Annotated in this window: 25 protein-coding genes and 2 tRNA genes; 15 read left to right on the top strand and 12 right to left on the bottom strand. The window is 39.9% G+C overall.

Annotation, left to right across the window (positions count from 1 at the left end):
- The first annotated feature begins 150 nt into the window (after positions 1-150).
- Together MMH89_RS01875 and MMH89_RS01870 are read left to right on the top strand one after the other, a co-directional pair.
- Positions 151-2,046: a DEAD/DEAH box helicase gene (locus MMH89_RS01875; RefSeq protein ID WP_258568684.1), complete on the top strand. Its 1,896-nt coding sequence runs from the start codon at positions 151-153 to the stop codon at positions 2,044-2,046.
- A 486-nt stretch (positions 2,047-2,532) separates the two neighbouring features.
- On the top strand, positions 2,533-3,420 hold the full coding sequence (locus tag MMH89_RS01870) for a TIGR01777 family oxidoreductase (RefSeq protein WP_258568683.1): 888 nt from the start codon (positions 2,533-2,535) through the stop codon (positions 3,418-3,420).
- On the opposite strand, the gene MMH89_RS01865 is transcribed toward MMH89_RS01870, so the two are convergent.
- Positions 3,406-4,269, bottom strand: a complete 864-nt coding sequence (locus tag MMH89_RS01865) for a hypothetical protein (protein WP_258568682.1) — start codon at positions 4,267-4,269, stop codon at positions 3,406-3,408. The genes MMH89_RS01870 and MMH89_RS01865 overlap by 15 nt on opposite strands.
- 193 nt (positions 4,270-4,462) lie before the next feature.
- On the opposite strand from MMH89_RS01865, the gene MMH89_RS01860 reads away from it, so the two are divergent.
- The 10 genes from MMH89_RS01860 to der all read left to right on the top strand — a co-directional run bounded on the left by MMH89_RS01860 (position 4,463) and on the right by der (position 10,955).
- Complete coding sequence (locus MMH89_RS01860; protein WP_425491982.1) at positions 4,463-4,714, top strand: HU family DNA-binding protein; 252 nt, start codon at positions 4,463-4,465, stop codon at positions 4,712-4,714.
- Positions 4,715-4,765: 51 nt separating this feature from the next.
- Positions 4,766-4,838, top strand: a tRNA-Val gene (locus MMH89_RS01855).
- 10 nt (positions 4,839-4,848) lie between these two features.
- Positions 4,849-4,926, top strand: a tRNA-Asp gene (locus MMH89_RS01850).
- Between the two features lie 28 nt (positions 4,927-4,954).
- Positions 4,955-6,145 carry a hypothetical protein gene (locus MMH89_RS01845; protein WP_258568680.1) on the top strand — a complete coding sequence of 397 codons (1,191 nt, stop codon included), beginning with the start codon at positions 4,955-4,957 and terminating at the stop codon, positions 6,143-6,145.
- Positions 6,145-6,603, top strand: a complete 459-nt coding sequence (locus tag MMH89_RS01840) for a L,D-transpeptidase family protein (RefSeq protein WP_258568679.1) — start codon at positions 6,145-6,147, stop codon at positions 6,601-6,603. The genes MMH89_RS01845 and MMH89_RS01840 overlap by 1 nt, the downstream gene beginning before the upstream one ends.
- 73 nt (positions 6,604-6,676) lie before the next feature.
- Positions 6,677-7,375, top strand: a complete 699-nt coding sequence (locus MMH89_RS01835; RefSeq protein ID WP_258568678.1) for a hypothetical protein — start codon at positions 6,677-6,679, stop codon at positions 7,373-7,375.
- 54 nt (positions 7,376-7,429) lie between these two features.
- Entirely contained in the window at positions 7,430-7,837 is a 408-nt protein-coding gene (locus MMH89_RS01830; protein WP_258568677.1) for a helix-turn-helix domain-containing protein, read from the top strand.
- 9 nt (positions 7,838-7,846) lie between these two features.
- Positions 7,847-9,079: a histidine--tRNA ligase gene (hisS, locus tag MMH89_RS01825; protein ID WP_258568676.1), complete on the top strand. Its 1,233-nt coding sequence runs from the start codon at positions 7,847-7,849 to the stop codon at positions 9,077-9,079.
- The gene (locus MMH89_RS01820) at positions 9,076-9,648 is read left to right on the top strand and encodes a tetratricopeptide repeat protein (RefSeq protein ID WP_258568675.1); all 573 of its coding nucleotides are present in this window, start codon (positions 9,076-9,078) and stop codon (positions 9,646-9,648) included. Before hisS ends, MMH89_RS01820 begins: the two co-directional genes overlap by 4 nt.
- Entirely contained in the window at positions 9,645-10,955 is a 1,311-nt protein-coding gene (der, locus tag MMH89_RS01815; RefSeq protein WP_258568674.1) for a ribosome biogenesis GTPase Der, read from the top strand. Before MMH89_RS01820 ends, der begins: the two co-directional genes overlap by 4 nt.
- Here the strand turns inward: der and sucD are convergent.
- The 8 genes from sucD to sdhC are packed head-to-tail and all read right to left on the bottom strand — an operon-like array spanning position 10,952 to position 19,939.
- Positions 10,952-11,821, bottom strand: a complete 870-nt coding sequence (sucD, locus tag MMH89_RS01810) for a succinate--CoA ligase subunit alpha (RefSeq protein ID WP_258568673.1) — start codon at positions 11,819-11,821, stop codon at positions 10,952-10,954. The two genes, der and sucD, sit on opposite strands and share 4 nt — an antisense overlap.
- Positions 11,821-12,978 carry an ADP-forming succinate--CoA ligase subunit beta gene (sucC, locus tag MMH89_RS01805; protein ID WP_258568672.1) on the bottom strand — a complete coding sequence of 386 codons (1,158 nt, stop codon included), beginning with the start codon at positions 12,976-12,978 and terminating at the stop codon, positions 11,821-11,823. The genes sucD and sucC overlap by 1 nt, the downstream gene beginning before the upstream one ends.
- Positions 12,979-12,987: 9 nt before the next feature.
- Positions 12,988-14,139, bottom strand: coding sequence for a 2-oxoglutarate dehydrogenase complex dihydrolipoyllysine-residue succinyltransferase (gene odhB / locus MMH89_RS01800; RefSeq protein ID WP_258568671.1), 1,152 nt, complete (start codon positions 14,137-14,139; stop codon positions 12,988-12,990).
- A complete protein-coding gene (locus tag MMH89_RS01795; protein WP_258568670.1) occupies positions 14,136-16,802 on the bottom strand; it encodes a 2-oxoglutarate dehydrogenase E1 component in 2,667 nt (888 codons plus the stop codon). The genes odhB and MMH89_RS01795 overlap by 4 nt, the downstream gene beginning before the upstream one ends.
- The gene (locus MMH89_RS01790; protein ID WP_258568669.1) at positions 16,802-17,497 is read right to left on the bottom strand and encodes a succinate dehydrogenase iron-sulfur subunit; all 696 of its coding nucleotides are present in this window, start codon (positions 17,495-17,497) and stop codon (positions 16,802-16,804) included. The genes MMH89_RS01795 and MMH89_RS01790 overlap by 1 nt, the downstream gene beginning before the upstream one ends.
- Positions 17,497-19,248 (bottom strand): succinate dehydrogenase flavoprotein subunit, encoded by a 1,752-nt coding sequence (gene sdhA / locus MMH89_RS01785; protein WP_258568668.1) that lies wholly within the window; start codon positions 19,246-19,248, stop codon positions 17,497-17,499. The genes MMH89_RS01790 and sdhA overlap by 1 nt, the downstream gene beginning before the upstream one ends.
- Positions 19,248-19,580 (bottom strand): succinate dehydrogenase, hydrophobic membrane anchor protein, encoded by a 333-nt coding sequence (gene sdhD / locus MMH89_RS01780; protein ID WP_258568667.1) that lies wholly within the window; start codon positions 19,578-19,580, stop codon positions 19,248-19,250. The genes sdhA and sdhD overlap by 1 nt, the downstream gene beginning before the upstream one ends.
- Positions 19,568-19,939 (bottom strand): succinate dehydrogenase, cytochrome b556 subunit, encoded by a 372-nt coding sequence (gene sdhC, locus MMH89_RS01775; RefSeq protein ID WP_258568666.1) that lies wholly within the window; start codon positions 19,937-19,939, stop codon positions 19,568-19,570. Before sdhC ends, sdhD begins: the two co-directional genes overlap by 13 nt.
- Before the next feature lie 129 nt (positions 19,940-20,068).
- Here sdhC and MMH89_RS01770 point away from each other — a divergent pair, with 129 nt between their 5' ends.
- The gene (locus tag MMH89_RS01770; RefSeq protein WP_258568665.1) at positions 20,069-20,449 is read left to right on the top strand and encodes a hypothetical protein; all 381 of its coding nucleotides are present in this window, start codon (positions 20,069-20,071) and stop codon (positions 20,447-20,449) included.
- On the opposite strand, the gene trhO is transcribed toward MMH89_RS01770, so the two are convergent.
- The 3 genes from trhO to MMH89_RS01755 all read right to left on the bottom strand — a co-directional run bounded on the left by trhO (position 20,446) and on the right by MMH89_RS01755 (position 22,624).
- Positions 20,446-21,333 (bottom strand): oxygen-dependent tRNA uridine(34) hydroxylase TrhO, encoded by an 888-nt coding sequence (gene trhO, locus MMH89_RS01765; protein ID WP_258568664.1) that lies wholly within the window; start codon positions 21,331-21,333, stop codon positions 20,446-20,448. The two genes, MMH89_RS01770 and trhO, sit on opposite strands and share 4 nt — an antisense overlap.
- Positions 21,334-21,410: 77 nt before the next feature.
- Complete coding sequence (locus MMH89_RS01760; protein ID WP_258568663.1) at positions 21,411-22,187, bottom strand: hypothetical protein; 777 nt, start codon at positions 22,185-22,187, stop codon at positions 21,411-21,413.
- Positions 22,188-22,237: 50 nt separating this feature from the next.
- Positions 22,238-22,624, bottom strand: a complete 387-nt coding sequence (locus MMH89_RS01755; RefSeq protein ID WP_258568662.1) for a hypothetical protein — start codon at positions 22,622-22,624, stop codon at positions 22,238-22,240.
- Between the two features lie 303 nt (positions 22,625-22,927).
- Here MMH89_RS01755 and MMH89_RS01750 point away from each other — a divergent pair, with 303 nt between their 5' ends.
- Entirely contained in the window at positions 22,928-24,256 is a 1,329-nt protein-coding gene (locus MMH89_RS01750; RefSeq protein ID WP_258568661.1) for a coiled-coil domain-containing protein, read from the top strand.
- 12 nt (positions 24,257-24,268) lie between these two features.
- Positions 24,269-25,966 (top strand): hypothetical protein, encoded by a 1,698-nt coding sequence (locus MMH89_RS01745; protein WP_258568660.1) that lies wholly within the window; start codon positions 24,269-24,271, stop codon positions 25,964-25,966.
- Positions 25,967-26,020 lie beyond the last annotated feature (54 nt).

Here is a 26,020-nt window from a genome sequence, read left to right as displayed (position 1 = left end):
TTGGCCTTCATAATTACAATAAGTATGTCAAAATCAATGCGCTAATGTCAAACATGTTTCAAGCCCTGAGAAAAAATACTTAAAATAAACAGTGACTTTTGCAAAAAAATGAAATATAATCAGAAACATAATCAAATTAGCGATGAAAACATGATAGAAACACAAGTAAGCGAAAAGATAACAGGCAACAAATCTTTTTCCGATCAAATTAGCGATGAAAACATGATAGAAACACAAACAGATCAAATTAGCGATGAAAACATGGTAGAAACACAAACAAGCGAAAAGATAACAGGTGATAAGTCTTTTTCCGATCAAATTAGCGATGAAAACATGATAGAAACACAAACAAGCGAAAAGATAACAGGCAATAAGCCTTTTTCCGAATATCCAGTCCCATTAAGCATCTTACAAAAGCTAGAGGCTCAATCCATTGTCGAACCGACCCCAATCCAATCTGAGACCCTCACACATGGGCTAAATGGAAAAGATATTTTAGCCAATGCTAAAACTGGAAGTGGTAAAACATTTGCATTTGGTATCCCAATTTTGTCTAGAATTGAAACCAAACAAGCTACTAAAGCTTTAATTATTGCACCTACTCGAGAGCTTGCTGCTCAAATTCGATCAGCATTACATGTTACCTCGCCAAAATCAGTTTCCTCAATTTTACTGATTGGAGGAGCTCCAATTCATAAGCAACGTATTGGTTTACGTGCACAGCCTAACTTAATTATCGGCACCCCAGGAAGGATTGTAGACCTAATTAAAACCAAACACCTATGCACCCAAGATATTAACATGCTGGTTTTAGACGAAACTGATAGAATGCTGGATATGGGCTTTAAATCACAAATTGATGCCATTACTGATGTCCTGCCTGAAAAAAGACAAACACTTTTATTTTCAGCGACACTGCCAAAAAATATCATGAAAATGGCTAATGCACTACTAGATGCGCCTGAGCGTATCTCTGTTGATGGAACTGAGGCTGTATCCGAGACTATTGAGCAATCATTTGTTAATGTGGATCAAAAAGGAAAACTGAAAAAACTTAACCAAACCATTGAAAGTGAAGAAGGAAGTATCATTGTTTTCTGCCGAACAAGACTTGGAGCTGATAGCCTTGTTAAACAACTTTATGAAAAAGATTTTAAAGCGATGGCACTCCACGGAGATATTCGTCACAGCAAAAGAGAGCGCATCATCAAACAATTCAGCCAAGAAAGATTCCAAATACTGGTTGCAACCGATGTTGCTGCGCGAGGAATTGACATTGACCATATTAAGCTAGTTGTTAACTTCAACCTACCTGATTGCCCTTCTGACTACATCCACCGTATTGGCCGAACAGGAAGAAATGGAAGATCTGGACGCGCACTATCACTAGTTAGCCCTTCTGAGCAAGCTAAGTTACGTGCTATACAGAGGTTCTTAAAAAATGGTGAACTACCTGATGATCCTCACAGCTCAAACCGGAAGCCAAAGAAATGGAACAAACCCGGGAATTTCAAGAAAGATAATGGTAACAAATGGGACCGTAATCCTCGAGAGAGAGGCTCATGGTCTGATAGAAGAGAGGGACCCAGGTCTGACCGCAGAAACGACTCTTGGTCCGATAGAAAAGAGGGATCCAGGTCTGACAGCAGAAATGACTCATGGTCTGATAGAAGAGAGGGACCCAGATCTGACCGTAGAAATGACTCATGGTCTGATAGAAGAGAGGGACCCAGATCTGACCGTAGAAATGACTCATGGTCTGATAGAAGAGAGGGACCCAGGTCTGACCGTAGAAATGACTCATGGTCCGATAGAAAAGAGGGATCCAGGTCTGACCGTAGAAATGACTCATGGTCTGATAGAAGAGAGGGATCCAGATCTGACCGTAGAAACGACTCATGGTCTGATAGAGGTGGAAATAAAAAAGGCAGCTGGTCGGACAGGAAAGATAATGGCGGTAGCAATAAAAGGTCTAAGCACGCTAATTCTCATTCAAGCTCACCGAGAGAAAATAAAAAAAGAGTGTTTAAAAAATCTGACGAATAATTTTTTAATGATATAAGTGCACTATCAAATGGAGAACTGATATGCACTTATTGCTCAAATTACTAATGCTGGACTTCTGCTTAATTGGATTAGTTGTCACAAGCTTATTTCTTATGAATGTAATAGCCAGCACACTAAGCATGCTATTTCTAGCCCCCGCTCTCTGCCATTGTGAGCACCAAACCTTTAACGAAGCCAAAAGGAAAAATATAACCTATTAAATCTATCAGTAGTTTTGACCTAAGGGATCAACGTGAAGCACTCCTAAGATTCTTGTAAAAGTATAAAAACAGCCTCTAAAAATCATAGTGATACCTAATTTGCAAATAATGCTGCTCAGCGAATACATGCAGTATTTATAAGTTATAAATGCATAGCAATGCTGTTGAAGCCAGCTAGTAATTGCTGTGCAAACTTTTATCACCTATTGTAGAGCTAACCCTAAAAAAGTTATAGTTAATCATGTAAGCAACTTAAATTAAGATAATGGATAACTGTCGAATCGTCATTTTAGGTGCTAATGGATTTTTAGCTCGAGCATTAGCAAAGAAATTAGCTAATCAGCCAGTCTTATTAATCTCAAGAAAGCCAAAGACACCAGCCTCAAGCAAACACCAGGCATATAGCTGGGACCAGCTGATAGCAAACCCTTCTATACTTAAAGCGTCTGAGCACATATATAGCCTATGTGGCAAATCTCTGCTTGGACTTTGGACTCAAAAGTTTAAAGAAGAGCTGATTAATAGTCGGACTGAGCCAATTAAAATGCTGGATGAGTTACTAACCAAAATAAATCACAACCCCAGGATTTATATTGCCAGCGGTGTAGGTTACTACGGTCACCCTTCTACAGAGCATACAGCGCCATTTACTGAACTCGACACTGTTCACAATAAAAACGCACTTTCACACATTGCACACGCAGTAGAGAACTCACTCTCAAAGAATAGAAAAAATAATACATTTTATCTACGCATCGGTGTTGTATTAAGCAATGATGGCGGGCTACTTCCATTAATGAAACTTCCGCACTATCTATTTATAGGGGCTGTTTTTGGTGACGGAAAGCAACCCATGAGCTGGATTAGCTTAGATGATGTCATTAATGCGATGATACACCTTCAATCGAGCACACAAGCAGGCGCTTATAACTTATGCGCACCCAATCCGACTACACATGGTGAATTTACACACGCACTCAGCAAAAGCCTCAACCGAACAGCAAGAATAAGAATTCCAACCTGGGTTGCAAAACAATCTAGCTTAGTCAGTAATACAATCTTGTTGGGGCAAGCAGTTATACCTGAAAAACTCTTGTCCGAAGGATTTGAGTTCAAACACCCAACTATCAAAACATATTTACAAGTTAGCTAATGGTTCAGCACTTGCATTTCTAGAGCTAAAGCGCGTTGACGCGGCTGCTAACTGTATGTCATCAAAGCAGTTTTCATTCTGGAAATCAGAGGATTTCAGATACTCTGAATCGTCAATGGATATCTTTACTAAGTTAAAAGAATCATTTAACCCACCTTTATCTACCGCCCAAAAATGACACCATAAATATGACCATGAGAATAAAAATATATTGTCATAAAAGCACTTATTAGCAAACGTACTATTTAATACACGCATTACAGGGACCGCGATTAGACAACCCAGCCAAAGATAGGGCTGCACAGAACTACTCAGTGCAAACCCCGCCGCAGACAAAATAGCAAGCAAGCAGCGTGGATGGAGCACACTATAAAAAATAGTACGCAACGTAACTTCACCCCAGGCCCCTTTCTGAGCAATACCTGTTAACGCAATTAAATTTGCTGCAAGCAATATAGCACCATTCAGCATAACAGACCATCCTGCTAACATCCCTATTCGGTTGATTAGAGATGATTTCTTACTCACTAAAAAGTAGGATAAAAAGCCTGGTTTATTCAATAGATATAAAACGCCCTCAACAGCAGCATAAATTTTAAGTAATAGCGCCTCTAACGTATAAACAAACCTCGAAGACGACAGTTTACGCTTGAAGCCAATACACAACCCCAGTAACGTTATCTCACAAGAAGATAGACGAAACATGCAAACATTGAAAATTATTAAAGAAAAATATATAGTTGATGATCTATTTTTCCAATTTACCAGCAACTTTAAACAATCAAAATTAATATTTAACGTTGGAAAATAACTTTTTTCAACATCTAAGCTCTCCTGCCCTATACCCATGACGCACCTCCATGTACTAACCTCACTTAGTTGACAATACCTTATAGACAATGATGACATCAAGATAATTTGCTATTTTTAATTTATTTGATTTAAAGCTTGCCACAACACATACCAACTGGTATAAAAATCTAGTCTAAATAAATCTGAGGTTAATTTTATGGTAAATATAGGACGCAACCAACTAATACGTATGGTCGCAAATAAAACAGGCATGAACCAAAAACAAATCGGTGAAGTGCTAGAGGCAATTCTTGAGGTTATGAAAACAACCGTATCATCTAAAGGTAAGCTTACAATTCCAGGCTTCTTTACCTTAGTTGTGAAGAACAGAAAAGCTAGAACGGGTCGCAACCCACAAACTGGCGCAGAAATTCAAATTGCTGAAAAAGATGTACCATCATTCAAAGCTGGTAGCGAGCTAAAAGAGGCTGCTGATAGTTAATGAAAAAAGTGCTGGACGCGCGCTATTTTAAATAATATAATGCGTGTCATCGGGTGTTTAGCTCAGTTGGTAGAGCGTCGCCCTTACAAGGCGAATGTCGGGGGTTCAAATCCCTCAACACCCAAGTGAGTTGTGGAGTGGTAGTTCAGATTGGTTAGAATACCGGCCTGTCACGCCGGGGGTCGCGGGTTCGAGTCCCGTCCACTCCGCCATATTTTGTGGCAAAAGAACGCAAAGTCAATGATTGAATATATTAGACAACAGCCACGCTTGGTTCGTACAGTAACAGCAATAGTTGCTATATTTTTTACAGCAGGTTTATTTCTCGGTGGCGGACAAAGCAGTCAGCAAACAAACTACGGTAGAAGACATATAAACCCCAAGGTCATATTCAACCATGCACAGGAACTGCATACCCAAAACCCTGATCATAGTATAGAGACTATTTATCACCACTTAATCGCTCAACAAAACCAGAAACATAAAGTAGCCTACGAAATTGAGAAATCCGGACTCATCCCATCTAAAGAGGCACTTAAAAGAATCAAAAAAGCACTCAAAGAGCAGGATCTCACGCTTGAAGAGATTGCAAGAACCAAACAAGCTACTGTAACAGATGTACTCCAGGAAATCAGTGACAATGAAGCCTCAGCAATGCTGAGAAGTGCTATTGCAACCTCAGAGATCACTACACAACATGGAACGACTCTAAAGCAAACAGCTTCCACGCAGAAACAGCACACACTTGATATCAATCTTTCAAAATCAACACCCAAGATCAACCCTGAAAAACTTAAAAAATACTACAATACACTAAAAACAAAACCAACCAGCCCCCCTATCCTAGAATTTGAGTATGTTCAACTTAGCAGCGAGGAATACTCAAGCACAGATATACAGGCAATACGTAAATACGGATTCAAAAACCCTGACCGTATCGACCAGTTGGCTAAACACTTCGACGCTCGTCTGCAGTCATACAAGGGCCCACTACCAGATTATTTAACAGAAGATATACTTGAACAAAGCTGGGTGCAAGATCACTATATATCAGATGTAATCCCACACGGTTCTGACAAGATCATCATGCAAATTCATAAAGTTAGACCCCAGAAAACATTATCACTTGAAGAATGCCAGGAAACCATAAAGCAAGCTTACTTTGAATCACGTGTACTCCCAAGGCTCATATCTCAATTAAGTGCGTATGAAAGTGAATCTGAAATCCAAAACTATGCTAATGAACGTAAACTAACGTTAGAAAAAAACACAGAGGAAAGCGACATCATCTTCCCTTCAACACATGATAGCACTTATACAGACGGATCAGGTGACATACACTGGATAAAACTGATCAATGCACAACCAGGGACGACTACCGAAGCTCCTCTAGAGAACTTAATGGTAGAGCGCATCCTACTTGCTCAATAATGCATCTAAAAGAAAACGAGGCATTTATTTATGTTTGCGGAAAAACACAAATCCTTTACTTAATCAGCAAGCAAAAAACAACAACCTATCATATATCTACCGCAAAAAATGGATTTGGCGAACAGAAGGATAGCTTCAAAACACCGAGAGGATGGCATTATATTCGCTTTATAATCGGCAGAGGAAACCCCTGCAACACAGGATACATTAGGCGCAGAGTTACGCTTAAAAAGTCTGAAATCAGTAGCCGCATCCTTTGGCTGCAAGGACTTACCCCAAAGCAAAATAAATATGGCCACCAGGACTCACTTAGGCGGTATATTTATATACACGGAACCCCAAATACTTTTTTAAAGCGGCCCATTAGCAAGGGCTGTATTAATATGCGAAATCAAGACATTGCCGCGCTTACTCAGCAAATACCTCAATATTGCAAAGTATTGATTCAAGAATGTTAAATTAAATGACCATCAAAGATTGATATCGAGCATACAATTGGTTAGGATAGATATGACGGTAAGGAGCAATAACATGCCACAATTGGCCAAACAGTTTTATAGGATATTTCCTCTTATTTTAACGGTCGCGCTAAGCCATGCATCGCAACCCCACCTGTATATTGGAGGCACACTAGGATCGAGGCTTACCTCTATTTTACCTGAAGAGAACACAAGCCCAACAACTACACTTCAGACAATTTTTAATGTGGCAGGCGCCGATGCGGCTGCAAATAGAATTTCTCTAGAAGGTAACGATACGCTTAAGCAAAATTTCATTTTTGCGCCATCAATAGGAATGACCTTCCCAATTGAGAACTACTTTGTTATCGAAGGTGGGGCCTCACTAGATTTGAAAGAAACAAGCTATGAGGTAAAGAACCCTAGCGCAATTAAAAATCTAGCAACAATAGATCGAGATATTGGTATTACTGCTGCACTCATGCTCAACATATCTAAGCAATATGCTATAGGCCCTATGTTTTCTGCAAATATACTCCAAAACAAAAGTGGGATGTATGGCACTTCAGCACTCGAAAAACTGCATACGGTATATAGCTACGGGATACAATCAAACTATGAAATTAATAATAGCTTTGGAATCACCATTCAGTGTCTGACTACATTTGATCAACAACTCAAGGTAGAGGCACCTAATGACGCTACTCAGAACATTAATTTAGATTATTTAGACGCACGACTGATGATAACAGCGCGCTTTCTTCCTATTTAGCTTGCCACACTAAATAGTTGGTTGTAAAATAATATTATTTAACAAACATACGCGATGAACCAACGAATTATTGGAAAAGATTTGGCAGATGCCAGGCAAAAAAGAGACCTTAGCATAGAGCAAGTTAGCCAGCTGATTAAGATAAAGATCAGTCAACTTACTGAAATTGAACTGGACCAGTATCCAAGCAATCATTTAGACATCTACCAAATTGGTTATATCCAGTCATATTGCAGAATGCTCAACATGGATAGCCAGCTTATTCTGAACAAATTAGAAGCTAAGGGGTATACCTTATCCAAACCAAAGTCACCGATTAAAAAAACAAATACTAGAAATAACTTTCGCATAATTGGTTATCTTATCCTTGCTTTCATACTCTTGAGCAGCATTATAAACAGAAGCTCCACGCCTCAAAAGAGCCCAGAAGACACCATTGCAAAGCCATTTAATCAAATATAGGAAGATAGAATGACAGACAACCAATGCCTAAGGGGGATGCGCGACATCAAGCCCGACCATGCAGAACACATGCGTTATATTGAGCAAACACTCATGGACGCTGCTCAAAAATTTGGTTATCAAGAAATCAGGTTTCCTATCATAGAAAAAGCTTCGCTCTTCCAGAAGTCTATTGGAATTGAGACTGATATTATTGGGCAAGAAATGTATGCATTTTCTGATAAAAGTGAAACTGAAATTGCTTTAAGACCTGAAGGGACTGCTGGCTGTCTTCGCTCGTGTCTTTCCAATAGCTTGATTCAACGCGACCAGCAAAAACTATTTTATACGGGTTCCATGTTCAGACGTGAACGCCCACAAAAAGGTCGCTATAGGGAATTTACTCAATTTGGTGTTGAGGTTTTTGGATTTAAAACAGGTCTCATTGATGTTGAGCTTATTAACTTAACTCATACAATGTGGAAATCACTTAACATAAAACCTACACTCACCACCAACTTTATAGGTTCTGCTGAGACCCGATCCGAATATAGAAATCAATTACTCGCATACTGGAAAACACATCAACATCAGCTAACAGACGCAGAACAACAACGAATGCTCAACAATCCTCTGCGATTACTTGATAGCAAAAACCCTGATCTAAAGCCTTTAATTCAAGCAGCTCCTAAGATAATTGATTGTTTATCTAAAGACGAACTAGCGTGTTACCAGCTCATCAAGTCTCAGCTTGATGCACTCAATATTAAATACCATGAGAACCCCTACTTAGTAAGAGGTCTGGACTACTATAGTCACTTTATCTTTGAGTGGATTAGTACAGGCCTAGGCGCACAAGATGCTATTTGTGGTGGTGGACGCTATGACATGCTAACCAAACAAATGGGGTGTGAAACAAGCGCTACTGGTTTTGCAATTGGAATAGATCGATTAGCAGAATTAGTTCCCCCAGCAGTATCTAACCATGTAAAAGTTTTTGTGTGCAGCCCTCACCAAGATACACTCCATACTTATTTCCATGAGCTGAGCGCCATTCAGTCTAACAAAAAGATCATGCTTTACATTGACATGTCTTGCAAAAAAGTTAAAAATATTGAAAAACACAAAGAAAAAGGCTTTACGCATACATTGATACTGTTTGAAGAAGCTTTTAAGTTAGTCAACCATGGTGATGGCTATTCAAAACGTAATTCATTAGATACCTTACTGCAAACCTTGAAAGATTTACCGAGTACATTATGAACGATCACATAGATGCCCAAGATGCTTACTATACACAATGGATTAAAAACCATAGTAGCCAAATACTGACATTAACTGCCTGTTTACTAATAATTGCAGGGGCATGGGAGTATAGAGAATCAAACATTAAAAAAAGCCATACTCAGGCACAGACACTTTATGAGACCTACTTGGTAACACCAGAGGCAAGCATTGCCAAAAACCTCAAACAGAGCTACCCCAAGCAAATTCAGACGCATCTAGTCATGCTAGATTTGGCAAAGAAAGACTTTGATGCTCAGAAAACTCAAAGTGCAATTCAAAAACTAGAATGGGTAAAATCTCAAAGCCCTATTAGAGCCATCAATGCAGTAGCATCCTATCGCATCGCGATGATCCAGATCGACCAAGATAACACGCTGAGCGCTCAACAGTTATTAGCAGAGAGTGAGATTAAAGACCCATTACTTGCAGCATCCTTAGTTATCTCTGGGGCCCCTTACGACAATCACAAAGAAACGTTACAAAGCAGCTTGTATCCAGAAATAAAGATGATTGATCAATATTTATCATTTAAGGATTCAGCATGAGTTTACCTATTATTTCAATTATTGGTCGACCTAATGTTGGTAAATCTAGCTTATTTAATGCCTTATCCAATAAAAAATCTGCAATTGTAAGCAATAAATCAGGGGTAACCCGGGATCGTCAATTTACACGTATCAGCATTAATCAAAGTGACATATGGCTAGTTGATACTGCCGGATTAGGTGATGAATCAGATAAGCTATCTAGCTCTATGCTCAGACAGTCATGGGCTGCAGCCGGCCAATCAGATCTTGTACTCTTCACAGTTTCAGACTCATTACACCCAAATGATGTTACGATTATCCGTAAAATCCAAAAACAAAAAACACCTATTATACTCCTCATTAATAAATGTGATTTAACCAAGCACCCTGAAATTCTACTACAAGAGTTTGCATCTTTAGGTGTTAAAGAAGTACAACTTGTTTCTGCAACTCAACAAACAGGTTTAAATGATCTCAAAACGATGATAGCAGATCATATGCCAGAATCCATTAGCATTGAAGAAAGTGATACACCAACTATTTCACTTGTAGGAAAACCAAATGCTGGTAAATCAACACTTTTAAATTACTATGCAAAGGAGGAACGCTGCATTGTATCTCCTATTCCAGGAACAACCAGGGACTCTATCAAAATTGAGCATGAGCACCAAGGAAAAATGTATCATCTTATTGATACAGCTGGAATGCGTAGAAAAGCTAGAATCAATGAAGAAATTGAACACTATGCCACTGCACATACTCTGCGTGCTATTGAAAGTGCATCCACCATTATTCATATGATTGATGCCTCAGAAAATATAGCCCGGCAAGACTTTAGAATCACACATTTATGCCTAGATATGGGAAAATCAGTGATCATTGCAATTAACAAAATTGACTTATTAAATCAAAAAGAAAGAAAATTACTACAAACCGATATCAAAGTTGCTCTTAATCATTTACCACAAATACCTATCATTGAACTATCAGCTGCCCAAGGGCGATGTACTCAAAAACTTATTCAACTTGCCTGTAGCTTATGCCAAAGTCATAACAAAGATTACCCTACCTCAATGCTAACGCGCATTTTAGAGCGGTTGGTTAAAAATACAGCACCACCAACACGGCTGGGTAGACCTATCAACTTAAGAATGGCTAATCAATCAAGAAGTAATCCACTTGAAATCACCATACATGGAAAAAGAACCGATTACCTACCTAAGTCCTATGTCAGATATTTACAAAATGGATATATCCGGCAGCTAAACTTAAAGGCTAGAATCATTAAGATCAAACTCAAGTCAGATCACAACCCTTATGCTTAGTCCAAACAGGATTGTGCAGCTGCTCCAATTTGGTCAGCAGAGTCAACCACGATCACGCCCGCTTTTTTAAGGGCTTGGCACTTTCCTTCAGCTGTACCTTGTCCACCTGAAACAATAGCTCCGGCATGTCCCATTCTACGACCCGGAGGTGCAGTTACACCCGCAATATATGCAACCACAGGTTTTGTCACATTAGATTTAATATATGCTGCAGCTTGCTCTTCTGCATCACCACCTATTTCTCCCACCAAAACAATAACTTTAGTTTGCTCATCGTGTTCAAAAAGCTGTAAAACATCAACAAAAGAAGTCCCTGGCATCATATCCCCACCAATACCAATACAAGAGCTTTGCCCAAGCCTTAACTGTGTTGTTTGCAAGACCGCTTCATAAGTAAGCGTTCCAGAGCGAGAGACAATACCCACACAACCAGGCTGATGAATATCTCCTGGCATTATCCCCATTTTAGCTTGACCAGGAGTAATAATCCCTGGACAATTGGGGCCAATCAGTCTTGTTTTTGAGCCCTTAAGTCTTTTCCAAACTTTGAGCATATCATAACATGGAATGCCTTCTGTAATACAAACGACCAATTCCATCTCTGCATCAATTGCTTCCATTAATGATGAAAGACAAAATGCTGCTGGAACAAAAATCAAACTTGCTGTAGCACCAGTTTGTTCTTTAGCTTCGATCATCGAATCATAAACAGTACAGCCTAAATGCTCCATCCCACCTTTTCCAGGTGTTACACCACCAACAATGTTAGTACCGTAATCAATCGCTTGTTTACAATGCAACGTCGCTTGCTTCCCGGTCATTCCCTGACAAATAACAGCTGTTTTTGAATCTAATAATATTGACATCATGCTTCCTTGCTTAATTGAACAGCTTGTACTGCTGCTTCTTTGAATGAATCATTGGCGTATAAAGGTAGATCTGATCGTAGAAGCAACTTCCTTCCTAAATCAGCATTATGTCCCTCTAATCGCACTACGACAGGCTTATTTAAGCTCACTTGTTTTAGTGCAGATAATATACCCTGGGCAATTAAATCACAGCGAACAATTCCCCCAAAGATATTAACTAAAATCACCTTCACATTTGGGTCCTGACCAATAATTCTAAAAGCATGCATGACCCGCTCTTCTGTAGCATCACCTCCAACATCTAGGAAGTTTGCTGGATTTCCGCCACAAAACTTGATCATATCCATTGTAGCCATAGCTAAACCAGCACCATTAACCATACAACCGATGTTCCCATCCAAGGATACATAGCTTAAACCATACTTGTCAGCCTCAACCTCATCCTTGTCTTCTTGAGAAAAATCTCTCATAGCAGATAACTTGGTTTGTCTTGTTAATGCATTTTGATCTATATTTATCTTTGCATCCAAACAAATTAACTGATCAGACTGTGTGAGCACTAACGGATTAATCTCCAGCATCATCACATCCGAGCTCATACATACACCATACATTTTCATCACTATATCAGATAATGCTGGATATAAAGATTTATCTAGCCCTAACTTTCTACCGAGCGTCTGTATGTGATATGAATATACTGCATCGTGAATAACGATTTGAACCATAGCCTCTGGATTTGATGCTGCAACCGCCTCAATATCAACGCCCCCCTCTTTAGAGGCAAGCACTGTAATTGATTTATGCTCACGATCCAATAGCATGGCCAAATAAAACTCTTGCTTTATCTCTGTTTTTTCTTCTAACAAAACGCGCTCAACTGGCAACCCTGCATCAGTTGTTTGCTTGGTAACTAAACGTGAGCCAAGCATCGCTTGTACTGCGGGCTCAACTTCTGCTTTAGAAACTAATTTTACACCACCTGCTTTTCCTCGACCACCAGACAACACTTGTGCTTTAACGACAATATCTTGTGTGCCTAACTGCTTCAATGCAGCTGTAACTGACTGGGTGCTAGAAACAACTACACCATGCGGAACCGGAATTCCGTGTTGCATTAAAAGTTCTTTTGAACAGTACTCGTGTAAATCCATCACACCCTCCTATAAATCGAGTAACAAACAGTCTGGATCCTCAAGAATCTGCTTTATCCTGACTAAAAATTGTACAGACTGCTGACCATCCACTAACCTGTGATCATAAGATAAAGCCAAATACATCATTGAACGTATCACAACTGCATCATCAATGACAACTGCTCTTTTCTGAATCGCATGCATCCCTAAGATTGCACTCTGCGGCATATTCAAAATAGGTGTTGAAAGCATAGAACCAAATACGCCACCATTAGTAATCGTAAAAGTACCTCCTTGCATTTGATCCAGAGTTAATTTACCAGCTCTAGCAGTTTTAGCCATTTTAACGATGCACTGCTCTACATGTGCATAACTCATATCTTGTACATCCCTCAAGACAGGAACCACTAACCCACGATCAGTTGAGACAGCAATCCCAATATGTTTGCCACTATGATATAGGATATCATTCCCATCAATTGAGGCATTTATCTCTGGAAAATCTTCTAAAGCTTTTGCTACTGCCTGCACAAAAAAGGACATAAACCCTAATTTAACACCATGCTTTTCCTGAAATGCAGACTGATGTGCAGACCTGATAGATATAATCGGATCCATAATCACTTCATTAAAAGTTGTAAGCATTGCTGTTTCTTGAGTGGCCTCTACCAGTCGCTGAGCAATCTTTTTACGTAATCCAGACATCGGTTTTCGCATGTAGTCTACGTCATCCGGATCTGCTTGCTGAACCCTAGGTTGCGTCGTTTTTACCTCTGTATCAGGCTTTCCTACCTCATATTGACGCCTCCGTTCACTCGGTGATATGCGATCGTTATCTCTTTGACTAGACTCACTAACTAATGACGGAGCTAGTGGACGATCAGTGACCGTTTCTTCTTGAGGATCTAAAGATGAAACCGTAGACTCAACTGATGCAACACTGCCTTCTGATAATAAAGCCAACACCTGATCAGAGGTTACCTCAGAACCCACTGGCACCATTTGCTGAGCCATAACACCATCCGTAGTTGCAGTTACCTCCAACATCACTTTATCGGTTTCTAACTCAACAACGACATCCCCTTCACAACAAGAATCCCCTACTGACTTATGCCAAACAGCCACTGTTGCACTTGTCACCGACTCAGGCAACATAGGGGTTTTAATTTCTAAACTCATCGACCCACTCCTTCAAAAGTCATTTCTATTAATCTATTTTGCTGATCTTGATGCACAGAAGCATAGCCTACAGCTGGCGCAGCTGCTGCAGGTCTAGACTTAACCAGTAGATTCTGCTCATCAGTCAATTGACCCATTAAATCATCCCTAATACCATTCCATGCACCCTGATTTCTTGGCTCCTCTTGGCACCATATAATCGTTTTTAACTGCTTATATCGCTTTAAAACCTTGCTTAACTCAACATCAGGGAAAGGATATAACTGCTCTAAACGTATAATTGCCACCTGCTTTTTATGTGCTTTTCGGTAAGCATATAAATCATAATAAACTTTACCTGAACACAACACCACTTCCTTTACCCCAAAGTACTCTGGATCATCTTCAAGTATCACTGAAAAGTCTCCTATCAGCTCATCAATATCAGATTGTGCCTCAGCTCGCCTCAATAAGCTTTTAGGGGACATCACGATCAATGGTCGACGGTAAGGTCGAAACATTTGCCTCAGTAATAACTTAAAGATTTGTGCAGCCGTTGAGGGAACACATATTTGGATACTGTCCTGGGATGCTAACTGTAGGAATCGCTCTAATCGTGCTGATGAGTGCTCAGGACCCTGACCTTCATAGCCATGAGGCAATAGCATGACTAAGCCACAACTTCGCTGCCACTTTTGAAAACCTGAACTAATAAATTGATCAATAATAATTTGTGCACCATTAATAAAATCACCAAACTGCGCTTCAAATAATACCAACGTATTTGGATTGGTTTCTGAATACCCATATTCAAAACCCAGTGCAGCATATTCAGATAAAATACTATTGTAGTTCTCGAAGCTAGCTTTATCACTAGACTTTACAAAAGAATGGGCATCCCCAGTCTCTTGGTCATAAATGGTAGCGTGCCTATGTGCAAAAGTCCCTCGAATACAATCTTGGCCAACTAAACGCACTGAATAGCCTTTTGAGACCAAGTACTGGTAAGCTAATAACTCAGCCATACCCCAGTTAACAGGAGCTAAGCCCTTTGCCATCTCTTTTCTTTGCTCATAAAGCTTTTTAACTTGAGCCTGTATTTTTATCTGCTCTGGCAACGTAACCAATTGATGGGCAATTTGACTTATCAAAGCTAAGTCTAACGAATAATTAGCAGGTTCACGCCAATCACTTGATTGCAAAGATTTCCAGGCTAATGATCGAATAGAACCCCTATCGCTTTCAACCTCTATCAGTGAAGACTGAGCTTTTATCTGGCCATCTATCAATGCTTTAATACTTGCTAACTTTTCTGTAGTGATATGCTGCTCTATGAGCTGCTGCTCAATCTGTTCTAATAAAGGAGGCTTATCAGCTATAAAATGATACAGACCCGGTTGCGTAGCACGTGGCTCATCCGCCTCATTATGGCCATATTTTCTGTACCCTATCACATCTATAAATATATCAGCATTAAACCGATGTTTATATGCAGCAGCAATTTTAGCCGCACGCAAAACGCCACTCAGATCATCTGCCCGAACATGCATAACTGGGGCACCAATTAATTTAGCAATGTCCGTACAATAATGAGTTGAACGCGCATCACTAGGATTAGTCGTAAACCCAATCTGGTTATTAACAACGATATGAATGGCACCACCAACATCATAGGCATTAACCTTTGACATGGACATTGTTTCCATCACTACACCCTGCCCCGCAATCGCTGCATCTCCATGTATGAGAATAGCAAAAGGCTTTGAAGCCCCATGATCGATACGTGCACGAACATTGCCCATAGCAACTGAATTTATAGCTTCTAAATGAGAAGGGTTATAACACAACGCTATGTGTATATGCTTGTCATTAATGATACGGTCTACTGAATGACCCAAATGATACTTCACATCCCCGGTATAATCCTTAGTATGATAATTTCCATCAAACTTCGAGACAATGGTTTTTAATGGCAGACCTAGCACGTTAATCAGCGCATTAATCCGCCCTCTATGCGCCATGCCTAGAACCACATCATCATACCCATACGCAACATGATCTTTAATCGTGCGTTCAAGTACTGGAACCAGAGCTTCACATCCTTCTAATGAGAACCTTTTCTGTCCAACAAAATTAATCCCTAAAAACTTTTCAAGCTTACACGAGCGCACGATATCCGTATAACCATCCAATAATTCTTGAGTATCTGGTTGATATTGATCTGACTCTATCACCCCAACAAACCAATCCCTCTGCTCAACATCTGCATGCATAAACTCAAATGCAATTTGGTTGCCATATAGATGCTTTAAAGACTGATGCCAATCAGTTATAGATAATGAATGTGAAGTGCCTTTAAAGATTCCTTGTAACACACCATTAACATCAGGTGGTGCTGGAAACCTACGTTCGTCTTGATATAACCCTAAGTCTACAGCAAAGTGCCCGTAATGACGGTAGTGCGCAATTAAGACCTCTGCAGATTGCTCAACATTTAATATATCTGCACCTGATCTCAGCTGATCACATATCGCTCTATGCTGTGTCAGCGCTCCTTCTACTTTAATATTGAGCCCCACTGACTGTCCTTGTTGTGATGACTCAAAATCACGCTCCACATAAGCCATGGAGTTTGGGTTAAACAATTCTGTATCTCGATAATATCGATACCCCTTATCCTTCATTATACATCCTCTTGCGCTGACCTTAAGTCTGCAATAGCTTGTGTAGGATTCAGTCCCTTAGGGCATACTGTTGTACAACTAAATATCCCGCGACACCGATATAACTTATATTTACCCGATAAGTTATCTAAACGCTTTTCTTTTTGCCCATCTCTACTGTCTGCAACAAAACGCGCCGCCGTTAGCAGCCCTTGTGGCCCTACAAATTTATCTGGATTCCACCACGAAGATGGACATGCTGATGTACAACAGCCACACATGATACATTCATAAAGTCCGTCCAGTTTTGCTCTATCTTCTATAGACTGAATCTGTTCATGATCTTTAGGTAGCTGCTTGGGCTGCAAGTAAGGCTCTACTGACTCAAAGTGCTTATAAAACTGACTCATATCAACCACTAAATCCCGAACCACTGGCATACCAGGCATAGGATAAATCGTGACATCTTCTGGTAATGTTGCTAACTGTGTTTGGCATGCCAATACATTTTTACCATTAACATTCATACCATCTGAACCACAAACACCACCACCACAAGATCTACGGATACTCAATGTCGGATCAAGATGATCTTTAATATACTCTAATACATCCAGCAACATCATGCCTTGGACTTGATTTAAATCAACTGTATAAGCTTTCAAATAAGGACGAACATCTGCTTCAGGGTCATACCTTTGTATCTTTAACTGCATTAGTCTCTTACCTCCAATATAACAGGCTTTACTTCATTTGGCGCTACATTAACCGGTCGTTTAACTGTAGATTCATCAGCATACACTACCGAATGAACACACCAATTCGTATCATCTCGTTCAGGGTAGTCCATACGACTATGCGCCCCTCTGGACTCCGTACGGTAGAGTGATGCATAAGCGGTAGATAACGCAACATCCAATAAGTTTCCAACTTCTAGGGCCTCTATTTTATTCGTATTAAAGACCTTAGACTTATCTGCAAAATAACAGGAATGATCATAATCATGCTTTAATTGTTTTAACGCCTGAAGGCCCGATTGCATTTCACTATGATTACGATATACCCCAAAATCACGCTGCATTATCTTTTGTAATTTAGAACGGATGACTGAGTGTGCAATTCCAGAAGTACGTTTCATCATTTGTGTATAAGTAGCAAACCCTTGATCAATATCATCTTGATCATAGACTAAGGGTTGCGTTTCATCTAGTTGTGCAACATGATGTCCTGCAGCACGACCAAATACAACTAAATCAAGCAATGAGTTTGCACCCAAACGATTAGCACCATGTACCGATACACACGCGCACTCACCTACCGCATAGAGTCCTGGAATCACTTTATCACCACCAGGTGTATGCTCAATAACCTGACCGTATTCAGTCGTTGGAATACCACCCATTAAGTAATGCACAGTAGGCACCACCGGTAAAGGCTCCTTACGTGGATCGACCCCTGCGTATACCTGTGCAATTTCAGTAATTCCAGGTAACTTATTCCGAATCGTGTCTTCATCCAAATCAGTTAAATCTAAATGCACGTGATCTTTATCTGGACCACATCCCCTGCCCGCTAAAATTTCCTGAACAGAAGACCTCGCTACAATATCACGACAGGCCAGATCAGCATTTTTAGAGTACCCACTCATGTAATAATCACCCTGAGCATTCCTAAGCCGACCGCCCTCTCCACGTGTACCTTCACTAATTAAAATCCCTGTCCCGTATAGACCTGTTGGATGAAACTGCCACATCTCCATATCCTGTAGCCCAATATTATGACGCCACGCCATACCCAATCCATCACCCGTACAAATATATGCGTTGGTAGACTGCTCATAAATACGACCTGCACCTCCTGTTGCCAGAATCGTTTGTTTCGCTGCAAAAAAACATTTAGATCCATCAGAAATATTGATTGCAGTTACACCTACAAAGTGTCCCTGCTTATTTTTGACAAGCTCCAATGCAAACCACTCACTATAAAACTGAGTGTTATGCGCTACATTTTGCTGATACAAAGTATGTAACAGTGCATGTCCCGTCCTATCTGCCACTGCACACGTACGCCGCACCTTTTCCTTACCATAAAACCGAGATTGTCCCCCAAATGCACGCTGATAAATCTTACCCTTTTCATCACGACTAAAAGGCATACCCCAATGCTCTAGCTCTATAATTGACCTGGGGGCCTCTCGACACATATACTCAATTGCATGTTGATCCCCTAAAAAATCAGATCCTTTAACGGTGTCATAAAAATGATACTTCCAATTATCATCAGCGTCGTAATTAGATAAAGCAGCATTAATCCCACCTTGAGCCGCCACTGTATGTGAACGCGTTGGGAACACCTTGGAAATGACTGCTACACGCTTTCCTTCAACGCCAAGAGCCAATGATGCTCGCATACCAGCTCCACCAGCCCCAATTACAATTGCATCAAATACTTGAGTAGATACCGTCACTAAAAGCTCCAAATAAAATAAAGACCCACGACCAAATGAGCCAACAACAAGAACTCACCCAAGAACGTAGCATACCCCTGATAGGTGCGTGGAATATAATCAGTTAATACCACCCATAAACCAATACGCACATGAAAATAATATGCAACCAAGCCAACTAATGTGAGCCCTCGCCACATCGGTTCAGATAGCAGCACATACCAATCATAAGGCGTCGGCAAATATCCCATCAGCCACATCATAATTAACGGCATGAATGCAATCGTTATTAATGGTGACGTAATCCTTTGTATCCACCAATCTCTAAGCCCAGAGTTCTTTAAATAAACCATATTCGTACCCCAATCCATAATGAGCTTAAAACCGATACAACTAACACACACCAAGCCAATCTTCTTGCGGTAGACAAATGATGGATGTGTGTAAAATCAAAATACATATGACGAAGACCTGCAAAAAAGTGATACACAAATGCAGTCATGGTTGCCCAAAGCATCAATTTAACCCAGAAAAAGTTGAGCAACTTCTCCGCTTCAACGCCTTGAGGTAACAAAGCATACAAATAAATCAACAGGGGGAATACTAAAATATTAAAAACCCCTGAAATTCGGTGCAATATTGAAACAAAACCCGGTAAAGGTAAGTGGATCTTAAATAAGTTAAGAAAAACAGGACGTTGCCGCATATACATTCCATTGCGTTTTTAACTCTTTGATTATAACGCTACCCGACTTTAAATTCAATTATGAATTTTATATGAATAAAGCTTGCAATCAGTATTTTATATGGCAGAATCGTTAAAAACACATTAGGAATATCAATGGACGCGAACATATTTGCGCAAATCATGGGTCCGGTGCTCTGTATCATAGGCATTGGGATGACAACACATAAAGAAATTATTCAAGATGCTGCTACAGATATCATTGCAAGCTCAAAAAACCAACTTTTTGCATCATTATCACTTGTATTTATAGGTAGTGCTCTCATTTCACTATTTTTTAATACACCTAATGCTGATCCTATGCTACTTCTTGGCTATGCAACCTTCTTAATTGGTTGTGTAAAAATGCTATTTACCTCTATTTGGGTTCAGTTCATCAATCTAATTGGTGACGAAACATACATTAAACTGGTTGGCTTATTCTTAATGAGCTACGGTTTAGTATTCATTTATTTTGCACTGAGCAACAATTATTAAGCACCAATATGCTGTTTGTCTTGCGACTGCGCGATCTCAGTCTGCTTCTGACGCTCAATGCATCTCGCTCTTCTTAACGCAGTTAAGTTATTAATACAATAACGACAATGCACACCCTCTTGATAGTCAACCAGTCTGTCTTTTGGGGACAGAACATGCCGACAAGCAAAGCATAATTTATGACCTGTTATTTCTAACTGGTGACCCAAGGCAACTCTTCTATCAAATACAAAACAGGCCCCCTCCCACAAGCTGTGCGAACGATCTACTTCTTCTAGATACTTCAATATCCCACCCTTCAGATGATATACTTCCTCAAACCCCTCAGACAACATATATGAAGAGGCCTTCTCGCAACGAATACCGCCCGTACAAAACATAGCAACCCGTTTAAACTGCTTCCGATCAATGGAGGCCACATACTTAGGGAAATCACGAAAACATTCCGTATTGGGGTTCACAGCCCCTGAAAATGTCCCCAACGCATATTCATAATCATTCCTAGTATCGATGACTAAAACATCAGGTTGCGTAATTAAATCATTCCAATCTTTAGGCGCTACATAGGTACCAACAACTGAACATGGGTTAGCATCACAGCCTATAGTAACAATCTCTTTTTTCTCTAGAACCTTGAAACGCAAGAACGGTTTTTCAATCGCATGAGAAAACTTATATTCCATTTGATCAAATCCTAGTGTATTAAGCACGTCTAACATTACATTCATACTGGCCTCAGAACCCGCTATCGTACCATTAATTCCTTCATGAGCCACAATCAATGTGCCGCAGACATCTGATGGAGCAGCTGACTTTATCATTGCTACTACTTGATTAGGATTCTTTACTGAGCGAAACTGATAGAGTGCAAGCACCTTAAACATGTCTTTACCCCTTTTTATTCATATCCTTAACAGTAGCACAAACACCATCATAAAGCCAGATCTGGGCTCTGAGGTGCTTACTTAGCTCCAATCACATGCTTAATAAAAGACTCGCGCGATAAATCTGTATTCTCATGCCCTGAGTAACACTCCTCATACTTTGCTTTATGTAAGTATTCTGACTTAGTTGCCCCACCTACTTTCTTCATGTAGACATCATTATAAAATGCAATCTCTTCTTTTCCGCTGCCAGCAACGCCTTTATGTATATTAAAGAACTGGAATGCTGACCAGTAAAACTTATCTAATCTAACTTTATAAAATTTATGAGCTGGATAAATTGTATGCAACTTCATGATAATTTCAAGCATCAGTCGGAAGTTATTGCGAACCACCCTATTATCAGAAATAGCTGCAACTACTTCTTTAGACCTACCATTCAGATTCCAAACACTCCCTCTAAAGTGAGGTGCAAAATACCAATCCAATCCCTTTTGACCTCTTTTATGCCTCATAATATTCTGCTGCAAAAACACACGCAGCGCCTTTGGATCACTCTTCAGCTTAGCAACTTCCGCCTGTAACTCTAACATCCCAAATTGATACTCATTGCCCTTATAAACAGTTTCTAGGAAACTCTTTATTTCAAGATTATCATCCTTGTAGCAGTCTGCTGGGTCTTTTAGCCTTTCAAATAACTTAACCACTTGCGCTAGTTGTTTTACTTCATCCTCTGTCTGCACGTCAGCAACTTTTGCTTCACGCGAAACTTGCTCTGGCTTAGGCGTACGACTAAACAAACGCTTTAACCAAGCCCAAAAACGCAAAGCTAATTTTTTTAAAAATACGAACATTTTTTTACCTTGTAATTATACTAAAAAGATAGCGTCATAATTGAAACCAACTAAATCAACAATATCATATATATACTATAGTAACCCAAGACAAGCCCTATGGCAAGAGCCACAACACCCATAGAGCGAACGACAGACTTAGATAAAACACGCGCCATCATATTGACCCACTGCTTCCAAAATAGATAACGCAATGACCCAAGAATAAATAGTGTATAACCAATTAATGTTACTAGCACTGGCCATGCCATTACCCATACTGAATGCATAGCAATAACTACAGAGCCCAGCAATATTGGCATCAACCCCGTAATAAGACGCAACCCTGGATTAGACTTAATCTCGTTAAACGCATCCACAAATAGCTTGGCATTGATGATCATGCCTAACCCTACCACTGTTAAAAACAGTGCAAATATTTGACTTAAAACCAACATATTTTTGTTCTCCTTTCTCTCTACATAATCGTTTTTATAAACAGTCTAACTATCTTGTCAGATTTTTTTGTTGTAAAGAATCTAATACCTTTCAAAAAAAACTCAACCCTACTGATAAAAACAAAGCATTTTTTATTCACAAATCAGCCCCATAAACTATGAATCCTAATAATCTAGCTCATCAATAGACAAACTAAGAACCTATATTTTAATGAAAAGTTAATTTAACATTAAGCCGCTCATTGACATTAATATTGTCTTAATGTTTAATTCAAATTGAGTAATAAAACAGAGAGAATAATTATGGGTGGAAATGGTTCCAAAATGAGCAGCGCTGAAGTAAGAAAACCTTTTACTCAGTACTCCGATGAAGAGATGCGTAAATATCTTAGTATGCCAGACGCGACTAAGTCACAGATGAAGGATGTGCTTCATGTAAAAAATAATATGTTACGTGCTCGAAATACCCGTCTTAAAAAGCAGAAGGGAACAGGAACTCTGGTAATGGCTGAGTCGGCAGGACAAACGTGGTTCGAGGCTGAAGCAAAAAGACTTAAGGAAAAAGATATTCTAGGCGCTGAGGCAAAAGATACTAGAGGCTCTGGGGCAGCAGATGTTACTGGTGGAGCCCCAAAACCCCCAGCGCATCCAGTCATGCCTGGTGAAATAAAAGGCAAGTTAAGCTCAGAGATTAGACGTTTGGAAGCAGAAATAGAGACGCTAGAAACAGATATAGCGAAGCACCCAAAAAGTGCTGAAAAGCCCTATCGCACACTTGTATTACTTAAAGAAACAGCACAGAATAAGTATCTGTCATTGCAACAACCTACTAGCTATGAGGCTGAGCTAAAGGCATATGAAGAAAACTACAGTTTAAAAGAGCAGCTTGACGCACAAAGAGTCAAGGTGGAGCCTCTATCAGAAGAAGAACTCAAGGCGGTGCTCGATAAAGAAGCTGAAGCGCTTGCAACAACAATCCCTGAGGCGGCAACAACGCCAGCTTGCGTCTTGAAACACTTAATAGCCGAACAGCTCAGTGACAAAAGAAATGTAGAAGAATTGCAAGCAGCTTACGCAAACCCAAGGGTTGCAGCGCACACCTTAGCACAGAGACAAGCGTTCTCTCAGCTAAGAGACGAGCGCATCCTTAAACTATCAAAAGAGTTAGTAGAAGCTAAAATGCAGATTGCTACTCTCCAAGAATCTGCTGGAGCGACTACAGAAGCTAGCGACCAACCAGCTACTCCTACTAGGGCTCGAGCTGATAGCATGCCAGCAACACCAGTAACAGTGGTGAGGTCTGAGGAAGTATTAAGACTAAAGACTATAATATCTACGCAAACAAGTACAATTGAAAACCTAAGGAACGAAGTATTTGCAAAAACAGAAGGACAAAGTTTATTGCTAGCAAAATATTCGAAATATAAATTAAGAGTTAAGAGCTACATTAAAAAATTACAACAGAGTGGCTTTACTCAATCAAATTTTGGTTCTGAAATTGGTTCTGAAATTGGCTCTGAACTCTCTTTTGGTTTAGGTTTAACCACTGATTCTGTAGCGCCAACTCCTCGTACTAGCTCAACCCAAGGACAAGGTGCTCCCGCTCTCGAAACCCATAGTCAAACTATTTAACCGGAGAAAAAAATGAATATAATACTAAACTACATAGCGCGTGCCACAGCAGGGATTGGCACGCTTATTTCAGCAATTACACCTCTTACAGCCATTTTAGCAGCTCTCTGCATGCTAATTGTTTTATCAATAACTCAAATGATTGTTTACGCTGTTAAAATATCAAAAAACAGAAAAGAGATTAGACGCCTAGAGAAAAAAATCAGCACCACAAAAAGTAAAGTGCTTCCAAAAACACTTGCACCAGTTGACCCTGAGCATTCTCATTTACTAGAGGAGATCCAAAAAGCTGTGACCGATGGATTACAAAGTGGACGGAAAGCTGACTCAGCACTTAAACTCGCGAAAGAAGAAGCTCCTCAAGTAGTTGATATAGTTAAAACAGACGGCGCAAATCCAGGACCCATTGCAATTAGCCAAGATAGTTATAATATCGCTTTCGAAAAACCATTAAAATTAAATAAGTTTTACTGGGATGCAGCTATCGGTTTTAAGTTCAAGAATGAACTCCCCTTTGATCGTGCATTATTTGATAGAAATCAAAATGCTTACGAGTGTATTAGCAAAGCCTCTCGTGATTTCATAGATATGGTTGCAAACAGTGACCAACCATATGCTATCACTACTGATGTGCTAGGGCTAGACTTTAATGAGTTAACTGACATATCAGCACAAGATCTAACAAAGGCATTTAATGATGTTGAAAGTCCTTGGAACCCAGGGCGATGGGCTTTTACCCCAGCAATGCATCTACTACATTACGCACAATGTAACTTTTACCAAAGAGTCATCAATGAAACTGCAGATATTAGCAACCGATCAGCTGTGAAAATAGAAGAATACACGCTTCCCGAGGACGAATTTTCCGGCGATGTCACTAAAGCTCAATTTAAAGCTAACGTTATTAGCTACAAAGACCATCAGATTGTCTTGGATGCACTTGATCGTATGAGTACAGCTGAGCCTAGTGAGTCTCTAACTACCCCATCGACATTTGATATACACAAGATTGTAACAACACTTTGGGGTGATGCCTACAAAGATGATCTCGATAACTGGTGTAAAGCAGAAACATTCCCAAGTGTTACACCCCTAACAGCAGACGCTCTTTCAGCATTTGATAGCGCAAGTAATCCGAGTCAGGACTTAGACGACCTAGGTTTTGGTAATGAAACTAAATTTAGTGAAAACTCCGTTTATCAAATAGCTGGCTATGATGATGCTACTGCAGTCAGATCTATTGCAGCAGCAGCAACAAACAGTCGCTGGTTATACTCCACGGTATTAGCACAAGAATGCACTAAAGATCAGCTTACTCAATTAGTTAAAAGTTGCCAAAGGTATTCAAGCATAATTGAAAATGGCCTTAGTCCTGATATCAAGGCTAACTGCATAGCCTCAGTTAGTGATAAAGCTGTCAGCCTCTTTACGAATAACCCAACTAATGATCAGTTAGACGAAATAGTGGAAGACAGCCACAAATTTAAAGCTATGCATTCACCAGAGTTTGAAGAACACCTCAAAGCTGAATGTCTCAAACTCCTTAGAGCTGAAATTAAAAAAGGTCTAGAGGAGTGCTACGCTGAATGCAAGGAAGAAGCTTATAGAAACGCTGTATGTAAGATTATAGGAACCAAAAGTCATCCAGCAATTAAAATGCTAGGGGGCTTTACCAGTGCTCCTTCTACCAGTCCAGCCGCTGGCCTTTAGCCCTAGATAGTATTATATAACCCAAAAAATGGCGTACGGATGCGCCATTTTTTT

The sequence above is a fragment of the Candidatus Comchoanobacter bicostacola genome (assembly GCF_024172705.1).
Classification (GTDB): domain Bacteria; phylum Pseudomonadota; class Gammaproteobacteria; order Comchoanobacterales; family Comchoanobacteraceae; genus Comchoanobacter; species Comchoanobacter bicostacola.
This window is presented reverse-complemented; position numbering and strand designations above follow the sequence as displayed.